Annotated in this window: 17 protein-coding genes; 10 read left to right on the top strand and 7 right to left on the bottom strand. The window is 65.0% G+C overall.

The genetic code is table 11. From position 1 onward, the window contains the following. The 4 genes from VGT77_RS12290 to VGT77_RS12275 all read left to right on the top strand — a co-directional run. On the top strand, positions 1–1,174 hold a 1,174-nt coding region (locus tag VGT77_RS12290; protein WP_327462956.1), incomplete at its 5' end, for an FAD-binding oxidoreductase. A gap of 122 nt (positions 1,175–1,296) precedes the next feature. After that, positions 1,297–2,427, top strand: coding sequence for a nitrilase-related carbon-nitrogen hydrolase (locus tag VGT77_RS12285; protein WP_327462954.1), 1,131 nt, complete (start codon positions 1,297–1,299; stop codon positions 2,425–2,427). Continuing rightward, entirely contained in the window at positions 2,424–3,623 is a 1,200-nt protein-coding gene (locus tag VGT77_RS12280) for a class I SAM-dependent methyltransferase (protein WP_327462952.1), read from the top strand. The genes VGT77_RS12285 and VGT77_RS12280 overlap by 4 nt, the downstream gene beginning before the upstream one ends. An 88-nt stretch (positions 3,624–3,711) precedes the next feature. Beyond that, the gene (locus VGT77_RS12275; protein ID WP_327462951.1) at positions 3,712–4,071 is read left to right on the top strand and encodes a hypothetical protein; all 360 of its coding nucleotides are present in this window, start codon (positions 3,712–3,714) and stop codon (positions 4,069–4,071) included. An 87-nt stretch (positions 4,072–4,158) separates the two neighbouring features. On the opposite strand, the gene VGT77_RS12270 is transcribed toward VGT77_RS12275, so the two are convergent. From VGT77_RS12270 to VGT77_RS12240, 7 genes are read right to left on the bottom strand one after another with little or no spacing between them, the layout of a single operon-like run. Further along, complete coding sequence (locus VGT77_RS12270; protein ID WP_327462949.1) at positions 4,159–4,602, bottom strand: DUF1330 domain-containing protein; 444 nt, start codon at positions 4,600–4,602, stop codon at positions 4,159–4,161. A 7-nt stretch (positions 4,603–4,609) separates the two neighbouring features. Continuing rightward, a complete protein-coding gene (locus VGT77_RS12265) occupies positions 4,610–5,149 on the bottom strand; it encodes a VOC family protein (protein ID WP_327462947.1) in 540 nt (179 codons plus the stop codon). Continuing rightward, positions 5,146–5,592, bottom strand: coding sequence for a hypothetical protein (locus VGT77_RS12260; RefSeq protein ID WP_327462945.1), 447 nt, complete (start codon positions 5,590–5,592; stop codon positions 5,146–5,148). The genes VGT77_RS12265 and VGT77_RS12260 overlap by 4 nt, the downstream gene beginning before the upstream one ends. Continuing rightward, the gene (locus VGT77_RS12255) at positions 5,589–7,025 is read right to left on the bottom strand and encodes an aldehyde dehydrogenase family protein (protein WP_327462941.1); all 1,437 of its coding nucleotides are present in this window, start codon (positions 7,023–7,025) and stop codon (positions 5,589–5,591) included. Before VGT77_RS12255 ends, VGT77_RS12260 begins: the two co-directional genes overlap by 4 nt. After that, positions 7,007–7,918 carry a polysaccharide deacetylase family protein gene (locus tag VGT77_RS12250; protein ID WP_327462939.1) on the bottom strand — a complete coding sequence of 304 codons (912 nt, stop codon included), beginning with the start codon at positions 7,916–7,918 and terminating at the stop codon, positions 7,007–7,009. Before VGT77_RS12250 ends, VGT77_RS12255 begins: the two co-directional genes overlap by 19 nt. Continuing rightward, positions 7,915–8,784: a polysaccharide deacetylase family protein gene (locus tag VGT77_RS12245; RefSeq protein WP_327462937.1), complete on the bottom strand. Its 870-nt coding sequence runs from the start codon at positions 8,782–8,784 to the stop codon at positions 7,915–7,917. The genes VGT77_RS12250 and VGT77_RS12245 overlap by 4 nt, the downstream gene beginning before the upstream one ends. Further along, a complete protein-coding gene (locus VGT77_RS12240; RefSeq protein WP_327462935.1) occupies positions 8,774–9,466 on the bottom strand; it encodes an isochorismatase family protein in 693 nt (230 codons plus the stop codon). Before VGT77_RS12240 ends, VGT77_RS12245 begins: the two co-directional genes overlap by 11 nt. 64 nt (positions 9,467–9,530) lie before the next feature. On the opposite strand from VGT77_RS12240, the gene VGT77_RS12235 reads away from it, so the two are divergent. From VGT77_RS12235 to VGT77_RS12210, 6 genes are read left to right on the top strand one after another with little or no spacing between them, the layout of a single operon-like run. Continuing rightward, positions 9,531–10,853 carry an alpha/beta fold hydrolase gene (locus tag VGT77_RS12235; protein ID WP_327462933.1) on the top strand — a complete coding sequence of 441 codons (1,323 nt, stop codon included), beginning with the start codon at positions 9,531–9,533 and terminating at the stop codon, positions 10,851–10,853. Beyond that, positions 10,853–11,338, top strand: coding sequence for a DUF3598 domain-containing protein (locus tag VGT77_RS12230; protein WP_327462931.1), 486 nt, complete (start codon positions 10,853–10,855; stop codon positions 11,336–11,338). Before VGT77_RS12235 ends, VGT77_RS12230 begins: the two co-directional genes overlap by 1 nt. After that, complete coding sequence (locus VGT77_RS12225) at positions 11,331–12,692, top strand: 3-isopropylmalate dehydratase large subunit (RefSeq protein ID WP_414713401.1); 1,362 nt, start codon at positions 11,331–11,333, stop codon at positions 12,690–12,692. Before VGT77_RS12230 ends, VGT77_RS12225 begins: the two co-directional genes overlap by 8 nt. Then, positions 12,689–13,282 (top strand): 3-isopropylmalate dehydratase small subunit, encoded by a 594-nt coding sequence (gene leuD / locus VGT77_RS12220; RefSeq protein WP_327462929.1) that lies wholly within the window; start codon positions 12,689–12,691, stop codon positions 13,280–13,282. Before VGT77_RS12225 ends, leuD begins: the two co-directional genes overlap by 4 nt. Next, entirely contained in the window at positions 13,279–14,196 is a 918-nt protein-coding gene (locus tag VGT77_RS12215; RefSeq protein WP_327462927.1) for a hydroxymethylglutaryl-CoA lyase, read from the top strand. Before leuD ends, VGT77_RS12215 begins: the two co-directional genes overlap by 4 nt. Then, positions 14,193–15,326 carry a CoA transferase gene (locus tag VGT77_RS12210; RefSeq protein WP_327462925.1) on the top strand — a complete coding sequence of 378 codons (1,134 nt, stop codon included), beginning with the start codon at positions 14,193–14,195 and terminating at the stop codon, positions 15,324–15,326. The genes VGT77_RS12215 and VGT77_RS12210 overlap by 4 nt, the downstream gene beginning before the upstream one ends. Positions 15,327–15,862: the final 536 nt, after the last annotated feature.

The following is a 15,862-nucleotide window of genomic DNA, read 5'->3' as shown; positions in this document are numbered from 1 at the left end:
GCTCGGCCTGCGCGCGCCGCTCTGGGGGACCCTCTCCGGCATCAAGGCGACGGTCGGCGGCGGCATGAGCCAGAACGGGCTGTTCTGGGGCGCGGCGCATGGGACGATCGCCGCATCCGCCGTCAAGTTCGACGTCGTGCTGGCCGACGGCTCGATCCTATCGACGGGCAGCGACTTCCTGCGTCCGTTCGGGCCTGACCTGACGGGCCTGTTTGCAGCCGATGCGGGTGCATTCGGCATCAAGGCGCACGTTACCTTGCCGCTGATCCGCGAAGCCGAGGCCTTCGCCTATGGCAGCTTCGCCTTTGACAGGCCGGAGCAGATCTTTGCCGCGATGAGCGAAGTGGCGCGCGCGGGCCTCGCCTCCGAATGCTTCGGCTTTGATCCCTTCCTCCAGGCGCAGCGGATGAAGCGCGACAGCCTCGCCGCCGACGCCAGGCAGCTGGTCGGCATGATGAAGGCGCAGGGCGGCTTCTGGAAAGCGCTGAAGGAAGGCGCCAAGGTCGTCGCCGCCGGCCGCTCGTTTCTCGATGACGCGCCTTTGTCCGCTCACCTGATCGCCGAGGGACGGTCCCAAGCGGAAGCTGACGAGGCCATGCGGCGGATCGAGCGCATCGCCGCGGCGCAGGGTGGCCGCGCCGTCGAGAACACCATCCCCAAGGTGCTTCGCGCCAACCCCTTCCCTCACGTCAATTCCATGCTTGGGCCGGAGGGCGAGCGCTGGGTGCCGGTGCATGGCATCGTCCGCCACAGCCGCGCGGTCGAAACCGTGACCAGGATCACCGCGCTCTACGATGACCATGCGGCGAAAATGGAGCGGCTGGGCGTCGGCGCCGGCTATATGTTCCTGACCGTCGGCCGCACCGGCTTTTTGATCGAGCCCGTCTTCTACTTCCCCGATGGTTGGGGCGAACTTCACCGCCGCTCCGTCGAACCGGCGCATCTCGCGCGCCTGCGCGAAAGCCCTGCCAATGCCGAGGCGCGCGCGCTGGTCGATAGACTTCGCCAGGGTGTGATCGACATCTTCGGCGCGTTGGATGGCGTTCACTTTCAGATCGGCCGCACTTATCCGCTCAAGGAGCGCAGCGATCCGGCGGGTTGGCGCGTGCTGGAGGCGGCGAAGCGGGCGTTGGACCCGAATGGCCGCATGAACCCGGGAGTGCTGGGGTTGTGAGTGCAGCCTCAAACACGCCGTTCGGCCCGAGCTTGTCGAAGGCCTGCTGTTCTTCGTTCGCACCACGGGAAAGAACAGGGCTTCGACAAGCTCAGCCCGAACGGAGTGGGGGATGATGCAACGTGATCATAGAACGCCGACAGGCCCTTGCCGGCCTTATTGCCACCAGCCTGCCATGGCCGCTGGAGGCGGCGCGCTTGACTGATCCCAAGGCCTATGCGGCGGTTGCCTTGCAGCTTGCAGCCCGCTCCGTCGAGCGCGCGCCGGACCGCGCCGCCGCCCGCGCGCAGATGCTGAAGATGATCGAGGAAGTGGGCGTCAAGCTACGCTCCTCGGCGATCTTCATTCAGCAATATGGCGGCAGTCCGGTGAAACTCGCCGTGCTGCCCGAATATCTGCTGACCTCCTATCCCGGCCGCATCTCGATTGCGGAATTCGCGGCCAAGGCGGCGCTGGAGGTGGACGGGCCTGAATATGATGCGTTCGGCAAGATCGCCGCCGCGCAGAAGCTGTTCATCGCCGGCAACGCCTATGAAGTCGATAAGCACTTCCCCGGCCTCTACTTCCAGACCAGCTTCGTCGTGTCGCCCTCGGGCGAGGTGGTTCTGCGCTACCGTCGCTTGAACTCGATGTTCGCGCCGACGCCGCACGATGTCTTGAGCAAGTATCTCGACATTTACGGCCTGGACGGCGTCTTCCCCGTCGCCCGTACGGAGATCGGCAACCTCGCTGCCATCGCTTCCGAAGAAATCGTCTATCCGGAGATCGCGCGCGCTCATGCCTTGCGCGGCGCGGAGATCTTTCTGCACAGTTCGTCCGAGATCGGCAGCCCGACCGACACCCACAAGGCGATCGCCAAACGGGCCCGGGCGTTCGAGAATCTCGCTTACGTCATCTCGGCGAATACCGCCGGTATCGAAGGCACGACCATGCCGCTCGCGTCCGCCGACGGCAATTCGATGGTCGTCGATTGGAAGGGCAATGTGCTCGCCGAAAGCAATGCGGGCGAAACCTTCACCGCCTTTGCCGATATCGACTTGGCGGGCCTCCGCGCCGCGCGGCGCAAGCCCGGTATGACCAACTATCTCGCTCGCCAGCGCACTGCCTTGTTCGCCGCAGCCTACGGAGCGGCCAAGGGCCAGGCGGCGGACGGGCTGATCGACGGCAATCAGGTTCGTATCCCGGACCGCGACTATTTCCTACGCGTTCAGGAACAGACGATCGAACGCCTCGCCAAGGATGGCCTGATATGAAGCACGACGTTCCGCCGCCCTATAGCGCCGTCACCCGCCACGCCGTCTTTCCGGAACCCAGCCATGACGAGAAGGCGCGGTTCAACTTCCTGGCGAACTTCAACAAGTATCTGTCGGGCAGCATCGGGCAGGGCAACAAGCTCGCTTACGACACGCGCGTGCTGCCGGCCTTCCGCGCCGAACATGGCCGCGACCCGCAGGACCGGTTCGAGATCCGCCACGCGATGAACAAGGATCCGTGGCACCGCTTCTGGTCCGCCTGCAAGCGCAACTCCATGGAGATGCGTCAGCAGAACGGACGCTCGATGGTGCTGCGCCAGCTGGACGAGCTCGACGCCAAGTCGCGGCAGTTCAACGAGGGGCGCGACACGCTGCAGCTCGACCCGGCGATCGAGCAGCCACGCTATCAGACAGCGGTCGACATTCACTGCATGCCCGGCGGCTATCATGGCGAGGAGCGGCCGGGCGACGTGTCTGCGGGCGCGAATTATGATTGCGGCATCTTCGCGACCACCGCTGGCGGGCTCGGCGCGTTGTCGGACGGCGGCGGCCAAGCGCTGGTCGAATGGGCCCGGCGCGAGCGGCCGGGCTGGACGCCTAGGCGCATTCTCGATGTCGGCTGCACTGTCGGCCACAATGCGGTGCCGCTCGCCCTCGGCTTTCCTGAAACCGAGGTGATCGCGATCGACACGGCGGCGGCAGTGCTTCGCTACGGCCATGCCCGCGCCCAGGCGCTCGGCGCGCGCAACATCACTTTCCTTCAGGCAAATGCCGAGGATCTGAGCCGCTGGCCGGACGGGCATTTCGACTGGGTGCAGACGACGATGTTCCTGCACGAACTTTCCGGAAAGGCGCTGCCGAAAGTGCTAAAGGAACTGACCCGCGTGCTCGCACCGGGCGGGCTGATCCTGCACCTGGAGCAGCCGCAATACTCCGGCGACATGCCGCTCTACGAACAGTTCATCCGCGACTGGGACGCGTTCAACAACAACGAGCCTTTCTGGTCGGCGATGCACGCGCTCGACCTGAAGCAGCAGATGGTCGATGCCGGCATTCCGAAGGAAGCGCTGTTCGTCACCGGCGTGAAGGCAGTGGTGGACCGGGAAGTCTTTCCCGAACAGGCGAACGACGCGCAGGAGGACCATGGCCGCGCAGCGGTCTGGAATGCCTACGGCGCGTGGAAGCCGCGGCAATGAAGCGCGAGCTTCCTTGCCGCGCCCCGGCGCCGGCCGGGGCCCAGCGGACTGGCGCAGATGGATCCCGGCCTGCGCCGGGGAACGGGAAATGACCGACGACATCGACTGGATCGCGCGGGCAGGCGCCAAAGCGAAGGGCAAGCGGCCGCAATATTTCGACGATCCGGCCATGGACCGGACCCTGTCGATTCTGCTGGCAATCGTGGGCGAACTGTCCGTGCTGCGCGAGCGGCTCGATACGGTCGAGCGGCTTCTCGAGGCCAAAGGCAGCATCAGCCGCGCCGATATCGAAGCCTATGAGCCGGACCGCGAGGCCGCCTATCAGCGGGGTCTTGCCACCAAGGAATATATAGCCCGGGTGATGCGCGGCGTGCAGCAGGACATGGAGGCAATGGCCCAGGCCGAGCCGCCGGTCGAGCAGTTGAGCCGACAGCTGAGGGACAGCTGATATCTCGTCACGCCCGCGAAAGCGGGAACCCAGCAAAGCAGGCAGAAGACGTCCGGGTCCCCGCTTTCGCGGGGATGACGAAGTGATTCAACGTTCGATCTGCTCCACCTGAGCGGGGTCGAACGCGGCACGATAGGAGTGGTCGCCGACCTTGCCGACCATGTCTTCGCGGACCGGCACTTCGGCCTGCACGGTCACCAGATAGTCGCCCGCCGCTGGGTTCAGCCGCATCGGCTTGATCTTCTCCTGATATTCGCGCGAGTTCCAGAAGGCGCGGGCATTGGCGAGACAGGGGAAGCGCACCACGATGGTGCTGTAGTTGGCCGGCGGCGTTCCCTCGAACACCTCCAGCGGCCGCCCGGCAGCGACATAATAGCCTCCCAGCTTCTTGTAGAGACCACTGTCCGCGATTGCCTTGCCATAGGCGAGCATTCGCGCGCGGTCATGCGTCGGTCCGGACACGATCATCAACACGGGCTTGTTGTCGCACGCCAGGGGCGCGGCTGCGGCTGCAAGGATCAGGCTCAGCATGGCGGTCTCACTTAAGTATCTGGTTCATTTCGATGAGCGTGCCATCGGGGTCGAAGAAGTTGCAGCCGCGCACGCGGATTGGCGGCCCGCCGTTGCGGCCGGGATATTGCTGCAGCCGCGGTGGCGCAGTGACGGTCACGTTCGGCACCTTGGCGGCGGCGGCGCAGCGGCCGTCGACGTCGTCCGTGTTCATGACAATGACATGGCCGCCAAAAGTCATGCGCTTCGGATAGTCCTCCGGCCCTTCCAGCGGCGGGTCGACCCACTGCATCAGCCCGACCCAGCCGATCCACGGATCGTTGCCGTTCAGCAGCACCAGCCGCGCCTTGGCGCCCGGCCTGCCCGCCGGCAACGCGACGCCCGACGTCTCCACCACGGCATCGTAATTGACCTTCAGGCCGACCACGTCGCGATAGACCTGGAGCGAGTTCTCGATGTCGCGGACGATGATGGTCACGCGGCGCACATCGGTCGGCACGCGCTCTTTCGGCCTCTCAACGCCCGGCGAAGCGGCAGTCTGCAGGGCCAAGGCAAGAATTAGGCTCATCCGATTCTCCATTCATCGCAGAGCGTTCGCTTCCATGGCTTGCCGTCCCGAAACCATTGCCAGGTGCGGGCGCGCGTCCGGCGATCGGGCGCGAGGTTGATCATCTCGACATAGTAGGCGCCGGGCACATCGCGGCGCTCCAGCCGCAGCATCAGCACGCCGCCGTCGGTCTCCCAACCGACGCCATGGAAGCGGTCGGTGTCCCAACGCAGCAGTCCGTCCGACCAACGGCAGCCGAAGCGGTACTCGGCGGTGCGTCCGTCAGTCCAGCTCAGCCGGTTGTGCTGGATGTAATGGTCGTCGCCGTCGTCCGGGAACTCGCAGCTTGTCCAGGTGCGGTGCTCGTCGAGCGACGTGCCGTTCGCGTCGATATGGCGATAGACGCCGTCCCAGATCCCTTCGTGCGCGACGATGGTTGGCATGACTGTGCGCAGCGGGTTCATGCATCCTCCGCGAAGGCGGCAAGGTTCATCGGCGGACCATTTTGGCGGATCAGCGCCTGGGTCCTGAAGAAGCGGGTCAGTCCCTGATCGCCGGTGCGTGAGGGCCCCAGGCCGGACGATTTGAAACCGCTCTTCTCGGCGTCCCACACCATCGACGTGAGCGCGCCATCGTTGATCGACACTGCTCCTGCCTCCAGATGCGCGCCGACCGCCTCCGCTTCCGCGGCGCTGCCGGCGAGGACCGCGGCGGACAGCCCGAAGGCGCTGTCATTGGCTTGTGCGATCGCCTCCTCGACATCGTCGAAGATCACCACCGGAACCACCGGGCCGAACGTCTCTTCCCGCATGATCGCCATGTCGGAGGTGACGTCGATAATGACGGTGGGACGCAGATAGAGGCCGCCGCCGAGCCGCTCGACTGTGCCGCCGGTCAGCACGCGCGCGCCCCGGCTCCGAGCGTCATCGATCTGCGCCTGCACCGTCTCCGCCTGGCGCGCGAAGATGAAGGGCCCGATCTCGCCCTCGCGGATTTTCGGGTGATTGAGCCGGCAGGCGCGCGCCTCATGCACCAGCGCATCGATGAACGGCTGCGCAATGGCCCGCGCGACATAGACGCGTTCGATCGACTGGCACGCCTGGCCGCTGGCGACGACGCTTGCCCGCAGCGCCGTCCTGGCGGCCTGCACCGGATCGGCTGAGGCGAGCACGATCATCGGGTCCTTGCCGCCCAGCTCTAGATTGGCGGGAATGAAGGCGCGCGCCGCCGCTTCGGCGACCTTGCGGCCCGTCGCTACCGAACCGGTGAAGCAGACATAATCGACATTGGCGATCAGCGCTTGGCCCGTCTCAGGCCCGCCGAGCACGAAGGCGAGCACCCGCTCCAGCTCCGGCACCGCGGCGATCGTTTCCTTGAGCGGCTCGAGGAAGCGGGGCGTCACTTCCGACGGTTTCACCACCGCGGCGCAGCCCGCCATCAGCGCCGGGATCAGGTCGATGGTCGAGAGCACGACAGGGAAGTTCCACGGCGCGATGGCGCCGAACAGCGGATAAGGCAGGTGCCGGGTGCTGATCGACACGCCGGGAAAGGCGCTCGGCCGATCCTTTGCGTCTAGCGCTGCGATGATCTCGGGCCCGCGATCGGCCCAGCGGCGGATGCTGCGGGGCAGGCCTTCGACCTCGATCCGGGCGATCCTGAGCCGGCCGGTATCCACGCTCAGCGGCGCAACGATGTCCTCTGTGCGCGCTTCGATTGCGTCGGCCCATCTGCGGAGCACGTCCGCGCGGCCCGATGCGCCGAGCGCCTGCCATTTAGGCTGTGCCTTTCGCAGGCGTTTCGCTTCGGCTGCGACCTGCTCCGCACTTGCAGGCTGGATCGAATAGTCGATCTCGCCCGAGCGGGGATTGCGGACCGGGATCATTGCTGCGCCGCCCAAGTCTGGACGATCGCGTCTCCGCTCGCAAACCAGGCTTCGTCACGGACGGTCAAGCGCTTGAGCAGCGCCTCCACAGCGCCAATCCGGTACGGCAGCCCCATGATGTAGGGCGTCAAATGGATCGGGAGCATGCGACCGCCGAACCTCTGCGCTTCCGCCGCCAGCCAATCGAAGGCGTCCTCCATCTGCTGGGCCCAGCTGTCCGCCGACTGCTGCTGAGTTGCGATGATCTGCCGGTCGCTAAGCTCCTGATTCAGCGGCAAGCTCGTCAGGCCGTTCGCTAAGCGGTAAGGCAGCTCGTCATTCACCCAGTCGCAACAATAAGTGAAGCCGGCCTCCTTCAGCAGGTCGAGCGTGTTCCAGCTTTGCGAGCGCGCGATCGAGAGCCAGCCTTTCGGCCGCACGCCGATGGCGTGCCAGGCGCCCAGGGTGCGCCGGATCAGCGCCTGCTCTTCCTCGCGCGGCAGCCCGGACGCGATGGTGCCGTTCATGTCGGTCGAATGGGCGACGATCTCATGACCGGCATCGAGGATGTCGCGAACCAGTTCGGGATAGCGTTCCGCGATCACGGCATTGGCGGCGACCGACACCCTGATGCCCGTCGCGGCGAAGGCGTCGAGCAGCCGGTAGATGCCGATGCGCGTGCCGTAATCCCGCGCCGTGTAATGGCGGTAATCGGGATAGGCAGTCTGCATATGCCCCGGCGCCCGGAACGGTGTGTCGGAGGGAGTCAGCGGGAAATGTTCGAGGCTGACACACAGCCAGACGGCAACGCTCTTGCCCTCCGGCCAGCGCACGGGCGGCCGGTCGAAGATGGAGGACCAGGCGTAAAGCTCGTGATCATAGCCGTACCGCCGCCTGGGATATTCGAGATAGGAGGAGTCGAGGCTCACATCTGCTCCAGATAGGCGTCAGCAATCTGTGCCGCGGTCGTGATCCACGCCCGGCCATCGGCGGCGATATGCTCCAGCACCCGCTCGAACGGACCGATCCGATGCGGCTGGCCGATAAGATAGGCGTGAAGCGGAATGCACATGACGGTGCCGGAGCGCTCCCCTTCCGCCGCGAGCCGTTCGAAGTGGCGGATCAGCGCGTCGGCATAGTCGCGCGGCGACATGTTGTAGACGAAGAAACCGTAATGGTCGTTCACCTCCAGGCTATAGGGCATGGAGATGATCCGGCCGGAACGGGTGCGGATCGGTGTCGGCTGATCGTCGTGATAAAGGTCGCAGGTATAGGTCAGGCCATATTCGGCGATCAGGTCCAGCGTGCGCTCGGTATGAGTCAGCGCGGGCGCGAGCCAGCCCCGGATAGTCTGTCCCGTTGCTGCGCGGACCGTTTCGATCGAGTCCTCGATAATCGCCCGTTCCTGCGCCTCGTCCATCCCATAGGCGTAGCGCGTGTTGTAGATGCCGTGGCTGAAGAACTCCCAGCCGCGCGCGTTCGCGTCGGCGACGACTTCCGGGTGATGCTGGCACAGCGCCACCGACAGGGACACCGAACCTGGAAAGCCGTGCCGCGTCATCGCCTCAGCCATGCGCCAGTGCGAGACGCGGTTGCTATGGTCCCGATGCGCATAGCCTACCACGTCCGGGTGGGGCCTGGTCCAGCTCTTGCGGTGCGGGTTCGCCGGCGGGTCTATCTCGTAATATTCGAGGTTGGGCGCGACCCAGACGGCGACCGTCTTGCTGCCGGGCCAAGTAAGCTTCGGCCGATCGCGGTAAGGGGAGAAGTCGTAGAGCTGCGGGTCAGCCTCCATCTGGCTGCGCCTCCAGCCAGTCGATCACCGTCTGGACCGGCTCCACATCGGCATATTTGAGCTGCAGGTCGGTCAGATTGGCGAAGTGATAGCTTTCATGCTTGTCGGCGCAGGTCTCGATAGGAACGATGGTGCGATAGCCGTGGCTGAGCGCGTCCACCGCGGTCGCACGGACGCAGCCCGACGTGCTGCCGCCGGTCACCACGACCGTATCGACGCCATGAAACACCAGGTAACTTGCTAGCGGCGTCTCAAAAAAGGCGGACGGCATGCGCTTGGTGAACCGAAGGTCGCCCCCGTCGATCTCGCAGCGCGGATCAAAGGCGTGCCGTTCGGAACCATATTTGATGTTCTGCAGCGAATCGGGCGTGTCCGTGCGCGTGCCCCACACGCCTGCATCGTGCGCATTTTCCATATAGGCGACGCGGCTCCAGACCACGGGCATTGCTTTGGCGCGGCACAGACGAGCAAGCTGGTTCACCCACTCGATCTGGCGCGGATCAGTCTCATAAGCGGTCGCGAACCTGTCGATGCGCGTATAAGCCTGCTGGAAATCGACATTCACCAGCGCCATTTTTCGACCGAATCCGAACTTCTTGCGCGCCGGATTAGACATTACTTCTTCGAAAACCTGTCGAGCCGTCCGCCCGTCCGAAACCATGCGCGTGCCGACAATCGTCATGGCCGCAGCTTGCCAAAGCAAGTTAGGGCTTGTCGAGAGGAATTTGTCCGGACAAATTGCGCGCGTGAGGATCAGCCGCCATTTCGTCTCCGTCGAGGGCCGCCGTGTGCATTATCGCCGCGCCGGCTATGGCCCGGCCGTCCTGCTGGTGCATCAGTCGCCGCGATCTTCGGCGGAGTTCCTGCCGCTGATCGCGCGCTGGGCTGAGCATTTTACTGTCATCGCTCCCGACACGCCGGGCTTCGGCCAGTCCGAGCCGCTGCCCGGCGAGCCGGAGATCGGCGACTTCGGCGCGGCGTTGCTCGCTTTGCTCGATACCCTCAGGATCGAGCGGACCGGCGCCTATGGCTTTCATTCCGGCGGCATCATCCTCGCCAATGCCTTTGCCCAAGCGCCGCAGCGGTTCAGCGCGCTTGGCATCGGCGGCTACGCGATCTGGACGGAAGCCGAGCGCGCGGCATTCGGTCACGCTTATCTGCCGCCCTTCCGCCCCTCCGCTTATGGCGAGCATCTGACATGGCTGTGGAACCGGATCCTCGAACAGAGCTGGTTCTTCCCATGGTTCGACACTCGGCCGGAAACGCGGCTGTCGGTCGCCCACGACGATCCGGCGAAGGTGGACGCGGTCGTCTGCCACATGCTGGACGCCGGCGACGCATATCGCGCCGGCTATGGCGCGGTCCTGCGGGCTCCCCGCGACATTCCGCCGGCCGTCGCGGTCACGCCGCCGGTGCTGATCACCGCCTATGACGGCGACCCCCTGCAGCCGCATATCGACCGGCTCGGCGCGATGCCGGCCGGCTGGTCGGCGCGGAAGGTCGGCACGCCGGCCGAGCAGCAGGCAGCGACACTCGCATTTCTGCAGGCTCACCCGGCGCCCGATGCGCCGGCTCCGATCGAGGCAGCGGACCAAGGCTTTGTCTGGGTCGAAGGCATGCAACTTCACTGGCGCGGTCGCGGATCGATGCTCCATGTGCATGCGCCCGGCCGCTCGACAGAAACCCTGAACGGAAAGAGCGGTTTGGGAATAGATCTGCCCGGACATGGACTGTCTGACGAGTGGAACGGCGCGGACTGGAACACGCTGATCGAGACCGCGCGACGTGAGCTTGGCGCGCAAGAGGTGGTCCGCGATTCCGCTCCGGCGGGCGAGCCGGACAAGCTGTTCCCCGATCTCTCGCCCGACCGATTTGGGACGTATCTGACCCGCGCCTGGCAGATCGTGCGCGCGCGTCACCTTTTTGCGCCCTGGTACGAGGCGCGGGCGGCGAACGCCCTTCCCTTCGACCCGTCCGCACTTGCGCCGGAGCGGTTGGCGGTCGAGCATCGCGAACTCCTCCGCGCCAGCGCCGCGCGCGATTACATGATCAGCATGGGAGAGGCCTGATGGGAATACGAGATGACATGCCGCTGCTCGCCCGCCACGAAGGCGTTTGGGACGGGACCTACACTTATTACAACGCCGCGGGTGAGAAGGTAGACGAGCATAAGTCTCGTTTGTTCTGCCGTTTTCCGGACAGCGGCCACCCCTATCACCAGACCAACCATTACACCTGGCCTGACGGCCGCACCGATGTCCGCGATTTTCCCGCCACCTATCGGGACAAGCGCGTCTGGTGGGACAATGAGCTGATCCAAGGCTCGGCCTGGGAAGTTGACCAGGACGATCACAACCGATCCGTCATGCTTTATTGGCAGCGCACCGGCGATCCGGGGCTCTACCTTTACGAGATGATCCAAATTTCCGATGACGGCCAGAGCCGCTGCCGCACCTGGCACTGGATCCGCAACGGCCAGCTGGAAACGCGCACGGCTATCCAGGAGAAGCTGGTGACCCGGGACTGGCGGAGCATGGAGGATCAGGCTGGCTGAAAGGCGCACCCTCTTTGCCAAAATCTGGGACTCGCACCGGATCGCTGCGCTGAACGGTGATGTGGATCTGATCGCGATCGACCGCATCTTCCTGCACGAGCGAACCGGCGCGGCGGCGCTGAACAGCCTGGCTGCCGCCCATCGCCCAATCGTCGATCCGGCGCGCGTGTTCGCGGTGATGGACCATATCGTCGACACTCGCCCCGGCCGCGGCGACAGAACGTTGATGCCCGGCGGCCAAGGCTTCATCAGCGAAACGCGCGCCGCCGCCGACGCCGCCGGCATCACCCTGTTCGACGTGAACGATCCAGATCAGGGCATCACCCACGTGATCTCGCCCGAACTCGGCATTGTGCTGCCCGGCTGCACGCTGATCGCGCCCGACAGCCACACCTGCACGCAAGGGGCATTCGGCGCGCTTGCCTGGGGCATCGGCTCGTCCGAAGCGGAGCATGCGATGGCGACCGGCACACTCAGGGTCGCTCGTCCGAATACAATGCGCGTCACCTACACCGGGCGGTTGGCACGAGGGGTGACTGCCAAGGACATGATCTTGACGCTGCTCGCCCAACATGGCGCCGGCGGCGGAGCGGGCCATGCGGTGGAGTTTGCGGGAGAGGCGGTGCAGGCGCTCGACATGGAGGGGCGGATGACGCTCTGCAACATGGCGACCGAGTTCGCCGCCTTCACCGGCATCATCGCGCCCGACGAGACCACGTTCGCTTATCTGCGGGGCCGCCGCTACGCGCCCGACCCGCTACCCGACTGGTCCGATTTTCAGACAGACCAGGGCGCGACTTTCGATTGCGAGATCGAGATCGACGCAGGCGCGATCGAGCCGATGGTCAGCTGGGGCACGTCGCCCGGGCACAGCATCGGGATCGGCGGCACCGTTCCTGAACAAGCGGACGGCAAAGTGCTCAGCTATATCGGCCTCGAACCCGGCCAGAGGATCGCGGGCGTGCCGATCGACGTGGCGTTCATCGGCAGTTGCACCAACAGCCGCCTCTCCGACCTTCGCCGCGCGGCGGCGATCCTGAAGGGGCGGCGCAAGGCCGACCACGTGCATGCGCTCGTCGTGCCCGGCTCCTCGGCGGTGAAACGGGCGGCGGAGGCGGAAGGGCTCGACCACGTCTTCGCCGAAGCAGGGTTTGAGTGGCGCGAAAGCGGCTGCTCCTTGTGCTTCTATGCCGGCGGGGAAAGCTTTCGACCCGGCTCGCGCGTGGTCTCGTCGACCAACCGCAATTTCGAAGGGCGCCAGGGCCCCGGCATCCGGACCCACATCGCCAGCCCGGAACTTGTCGCGGCAAGCGCGGTGGCGGGCCGTATCGCCGATCCGCGGGATTTTGCATGACGCCGTTCGTCACCCTGACCTCCGTCGCCGCGCCGCTGATCCGCGACAATATCGACACGGATTCGATCATTCCGTCGCGCGAGATGAAGTCGACCGGCAGGGCCGGCTTGGCCGACGGGCTGTTTGCGCCCTGGCGCTATACCGACGCTGCCGCGCGCGCTCAGCACCCCGAGTTCGTGCTCAACCGCCCCGAGTTCGCTGGCGCGCAAATCCTACTGACGGGCAAGAATTTCGGCTGCGGCTCCAGCCGGGAACATGCCGTCTGGGCGCTCCTCGAATATGGGATCAGATGTATCGTCGCGGAGAGCTTCGCTCCGATCTTCTACAACAACTGCGTCCGCAACGGGCTGTTGCCGGTGGTACTCGGGAACGAGGAAATTGCCGCGATGGCCGGGCGGACCGTGCATGTCGATCTGGCGGAAAGGACGATCGACGGACACGCATTCGAGATTGGTGTGGAGGCGCAGACCATGCTGCTAAAAGGCCTCGACGCCATCGACCTCACGCTCGAATTCTGTGACGCTATCGCCGACTGGCAGGCTGCCGATCGCGTAATGCGGCCGTGGATCTATCTGGAGAAGCGGGCATGACCTTCATCCTCATCTCCGAAGTCGGCCCGCGTGACGGTCTGCAGAGCATCGACCGGGTGATGCCGCTTGAGGCGAAAAAGGCGTGGATAAGGGCCGAGGCGGAAGCGGGGGTGCGTGAGATTGAGGTCGGATCGTTCGTGCCGCCGAGCCTGTTGCCGCAAATGGCGGACACCGCCGAGCTGGTCGCCTTTGCGCGGACGCTGCCGGGCCTGAACGTCGTCGCGCTGGTGCCGAACGCCAAGGGTGCCGAGCGGGCCGTCGTCGCTGGGGTGCACGGCATGTCCATTCCTTTTTCGATGTCGGAGACGCACAGCCAGCGGAACGTCCGCAAGACGCATGCGCAGATGATCGACGAAATCCGCGCCATCGCCACGATCGCGGACGGCGCTGGCGTGCACTTTGCCGTGGGCCTTTCGACCGCGTTCGGCTGCACCATCGAAGGGGCCGTGCCTGAGGATCAGGTCGTGCGGCTTGCCGAAGCGAGCGTCGAAGCGGGCGCCAAGGAACTGAGCCTCTCGGACACGACCGGATATGCGGACCCTGCGCAGGTGAGGCGGCTGGTGCGCAAGGTGCGGAGCGCGGTCGGCGACCGGCTCACCACGCTTCACCTTCACAATACGCGGGGGCTGGGCCTCGCCAATGCACTGGCCGGATTGGAGGAAGGCATCACCACCTTGGACGCCTCGCTCGGTGGCTTGGGCGGCTGCCCCTATGCGCCGGGCGCATCCGGAAACATCGTCACGGAGGATCTCGCCTTCATGCTACACGCCATGGGCTACGAAACCGGTATCGACTTGGAGCGGCTGATAAAGGTGCGCGCAATCCTGGCCAAAGCTCTTCCCGGCGAGCCGCTTTACGGTTTCACACCGGACGCCGGCCTGCCAATGGGCTTGGAACAAAGGTCTGCGGCATGAGCGCGGCGCCCCTCGCGGGCCTGAAGGTGGTCGAGTTCACGCACATGGTGATGGGCCCTGCGGCGGGCGCAGTACTGGCGGCGCTGGGCGCGGAGGTGACGCGGGTCGAGCCCGAAGGAGGCGACCATACCCGCAACCTGATCGGCTCGGGCGCCGGCTATTTCCCGATGTACAATCGGCACAAGGACAGCGTCTTTCTCAACCTGAAGAGCGCGGAAGGACTAGCCGAAGCGAAACGCCTCGTGTGCGCGGCGGACATCCTGATTGAGAACTTTCGTCCCGGCGCGCTAGACCGGCTCGGCCTCGACTATGAGACGCTCGCGGCAGCAAACCCGGGGCTCATCTATTGCACGCTGAAAGGCTTTCTGCCGGGTCCTTACGAGAACCGCACGGCGCTCGATGAGGTGGCGCAGATGATGGGCGGGCTGGCCTATATGACCGGTCCGCCCGGACGTCCGTTGCGAGCGGGCACCAGTGTGATCGACGCAACCGGTGGCATGTTCGGCGTAATCGGCATTCTCGCGGCGCTGGAGGAGCGTCATCGCACCGGGCGCGGCCAGAAGATTCAGGCCGCCCTTTTTGAAACCACCGTTTGGCTGGTCGGCCAGCACATGGCGCAGAAGGCGGTCACGGGCCAGGCCGCGCAGCCCATGCCTGCTCGCATCTCCGCCTGGGCGATCTACGACGTGTTCGAGACCCGCGACGAACCAGTTTTCGTCGGAGTCGTGACAGATGCGCTATGGGAGAAATTCTGCGCTCTGTTCGGTCTCGATGAGTTATGGGCAGACGAAAGCCTCCGCAAGAACAACGAGAGAGTCCAAGCGAGGAACCGCATCCTGCCGACTATCCGCGCGATGTTCGGCGAGATGACGCGCGCCGAAATCATGCAACGGCTTGAAGGTTCCGGTCTTCCCTTCGCACCGATCAGCCGGCCGGAGGATCTTTTCGAGGATCCTCATCTCCTTGCGTCCGGCGCCTTGCACCGAACCATTCTACCCGATGGGAATGAGACCTTTCTGCCTGGCCTCCCGCTCACTCTTGATGGCAAGCGGCCGGGGGGTGAATTCGTGTTCGATCGATTGGGTGAACGCGGCATGGCCGAGGTCGATAAGGCGCAAGGTGGAGCCTAGCTATTCGGGGCTGATCGAAACTAATCCCTTGTTGCTCCGGATGTTCGTGCGGGTCTGGCCGCTCGGCCGCATTCGAACATGATTCGAAGGTCATCGCCCAGTGCTGCAGCGACAGTCTTCAGCACTTCCTACCAAACCTCAGGCATCAAAAAGATGAAGGATTGTCTCACCGCGATCGTGATAAGGGGCGACGCAGTCGATCGAACAGAGATTTCGCGCTTCTGGTTGCCAAGATCCAGCAGGCGCCGGCTTGAACGGGCTTCCAACGAGGTTTCTGCAGCTCATACCAGCGGCGAGCGACCGTTTCAAATAGGTGATCGTGCTTGGCGCTGTTCGCCAGGCGCTCCCCTTTTGCGCTCCCAGCCGGGGTCGCGCCCTTCCTTCAGCAGACGCTTGGCGCTGTCACGCGCCTCGAGAGCGGCCGCGAGGCCGATCTCCAGTTAGGAGCCGAACACCAGCATGCGCTCCCTGCGTTCGAAGTGGTACTTCAAGCGCGAGGAGCGTTGCCAGACTTACGTAACGGACAGGTACAGCCC

Origin of the sequence: Sphingomonas sp., from assembly GCF_035944535.1 — a bacterium.
In the GTDB taxonomy this organism is placed as follows: Bacteria; Pseudomonadota; Alphaproteobacteria; order Sphingomonadales; family Sphingomonadaceae; genus Sphingomonas_B.
This window is presented reverse-complemented; position numbering and strand designations above follow the sequence as displayed.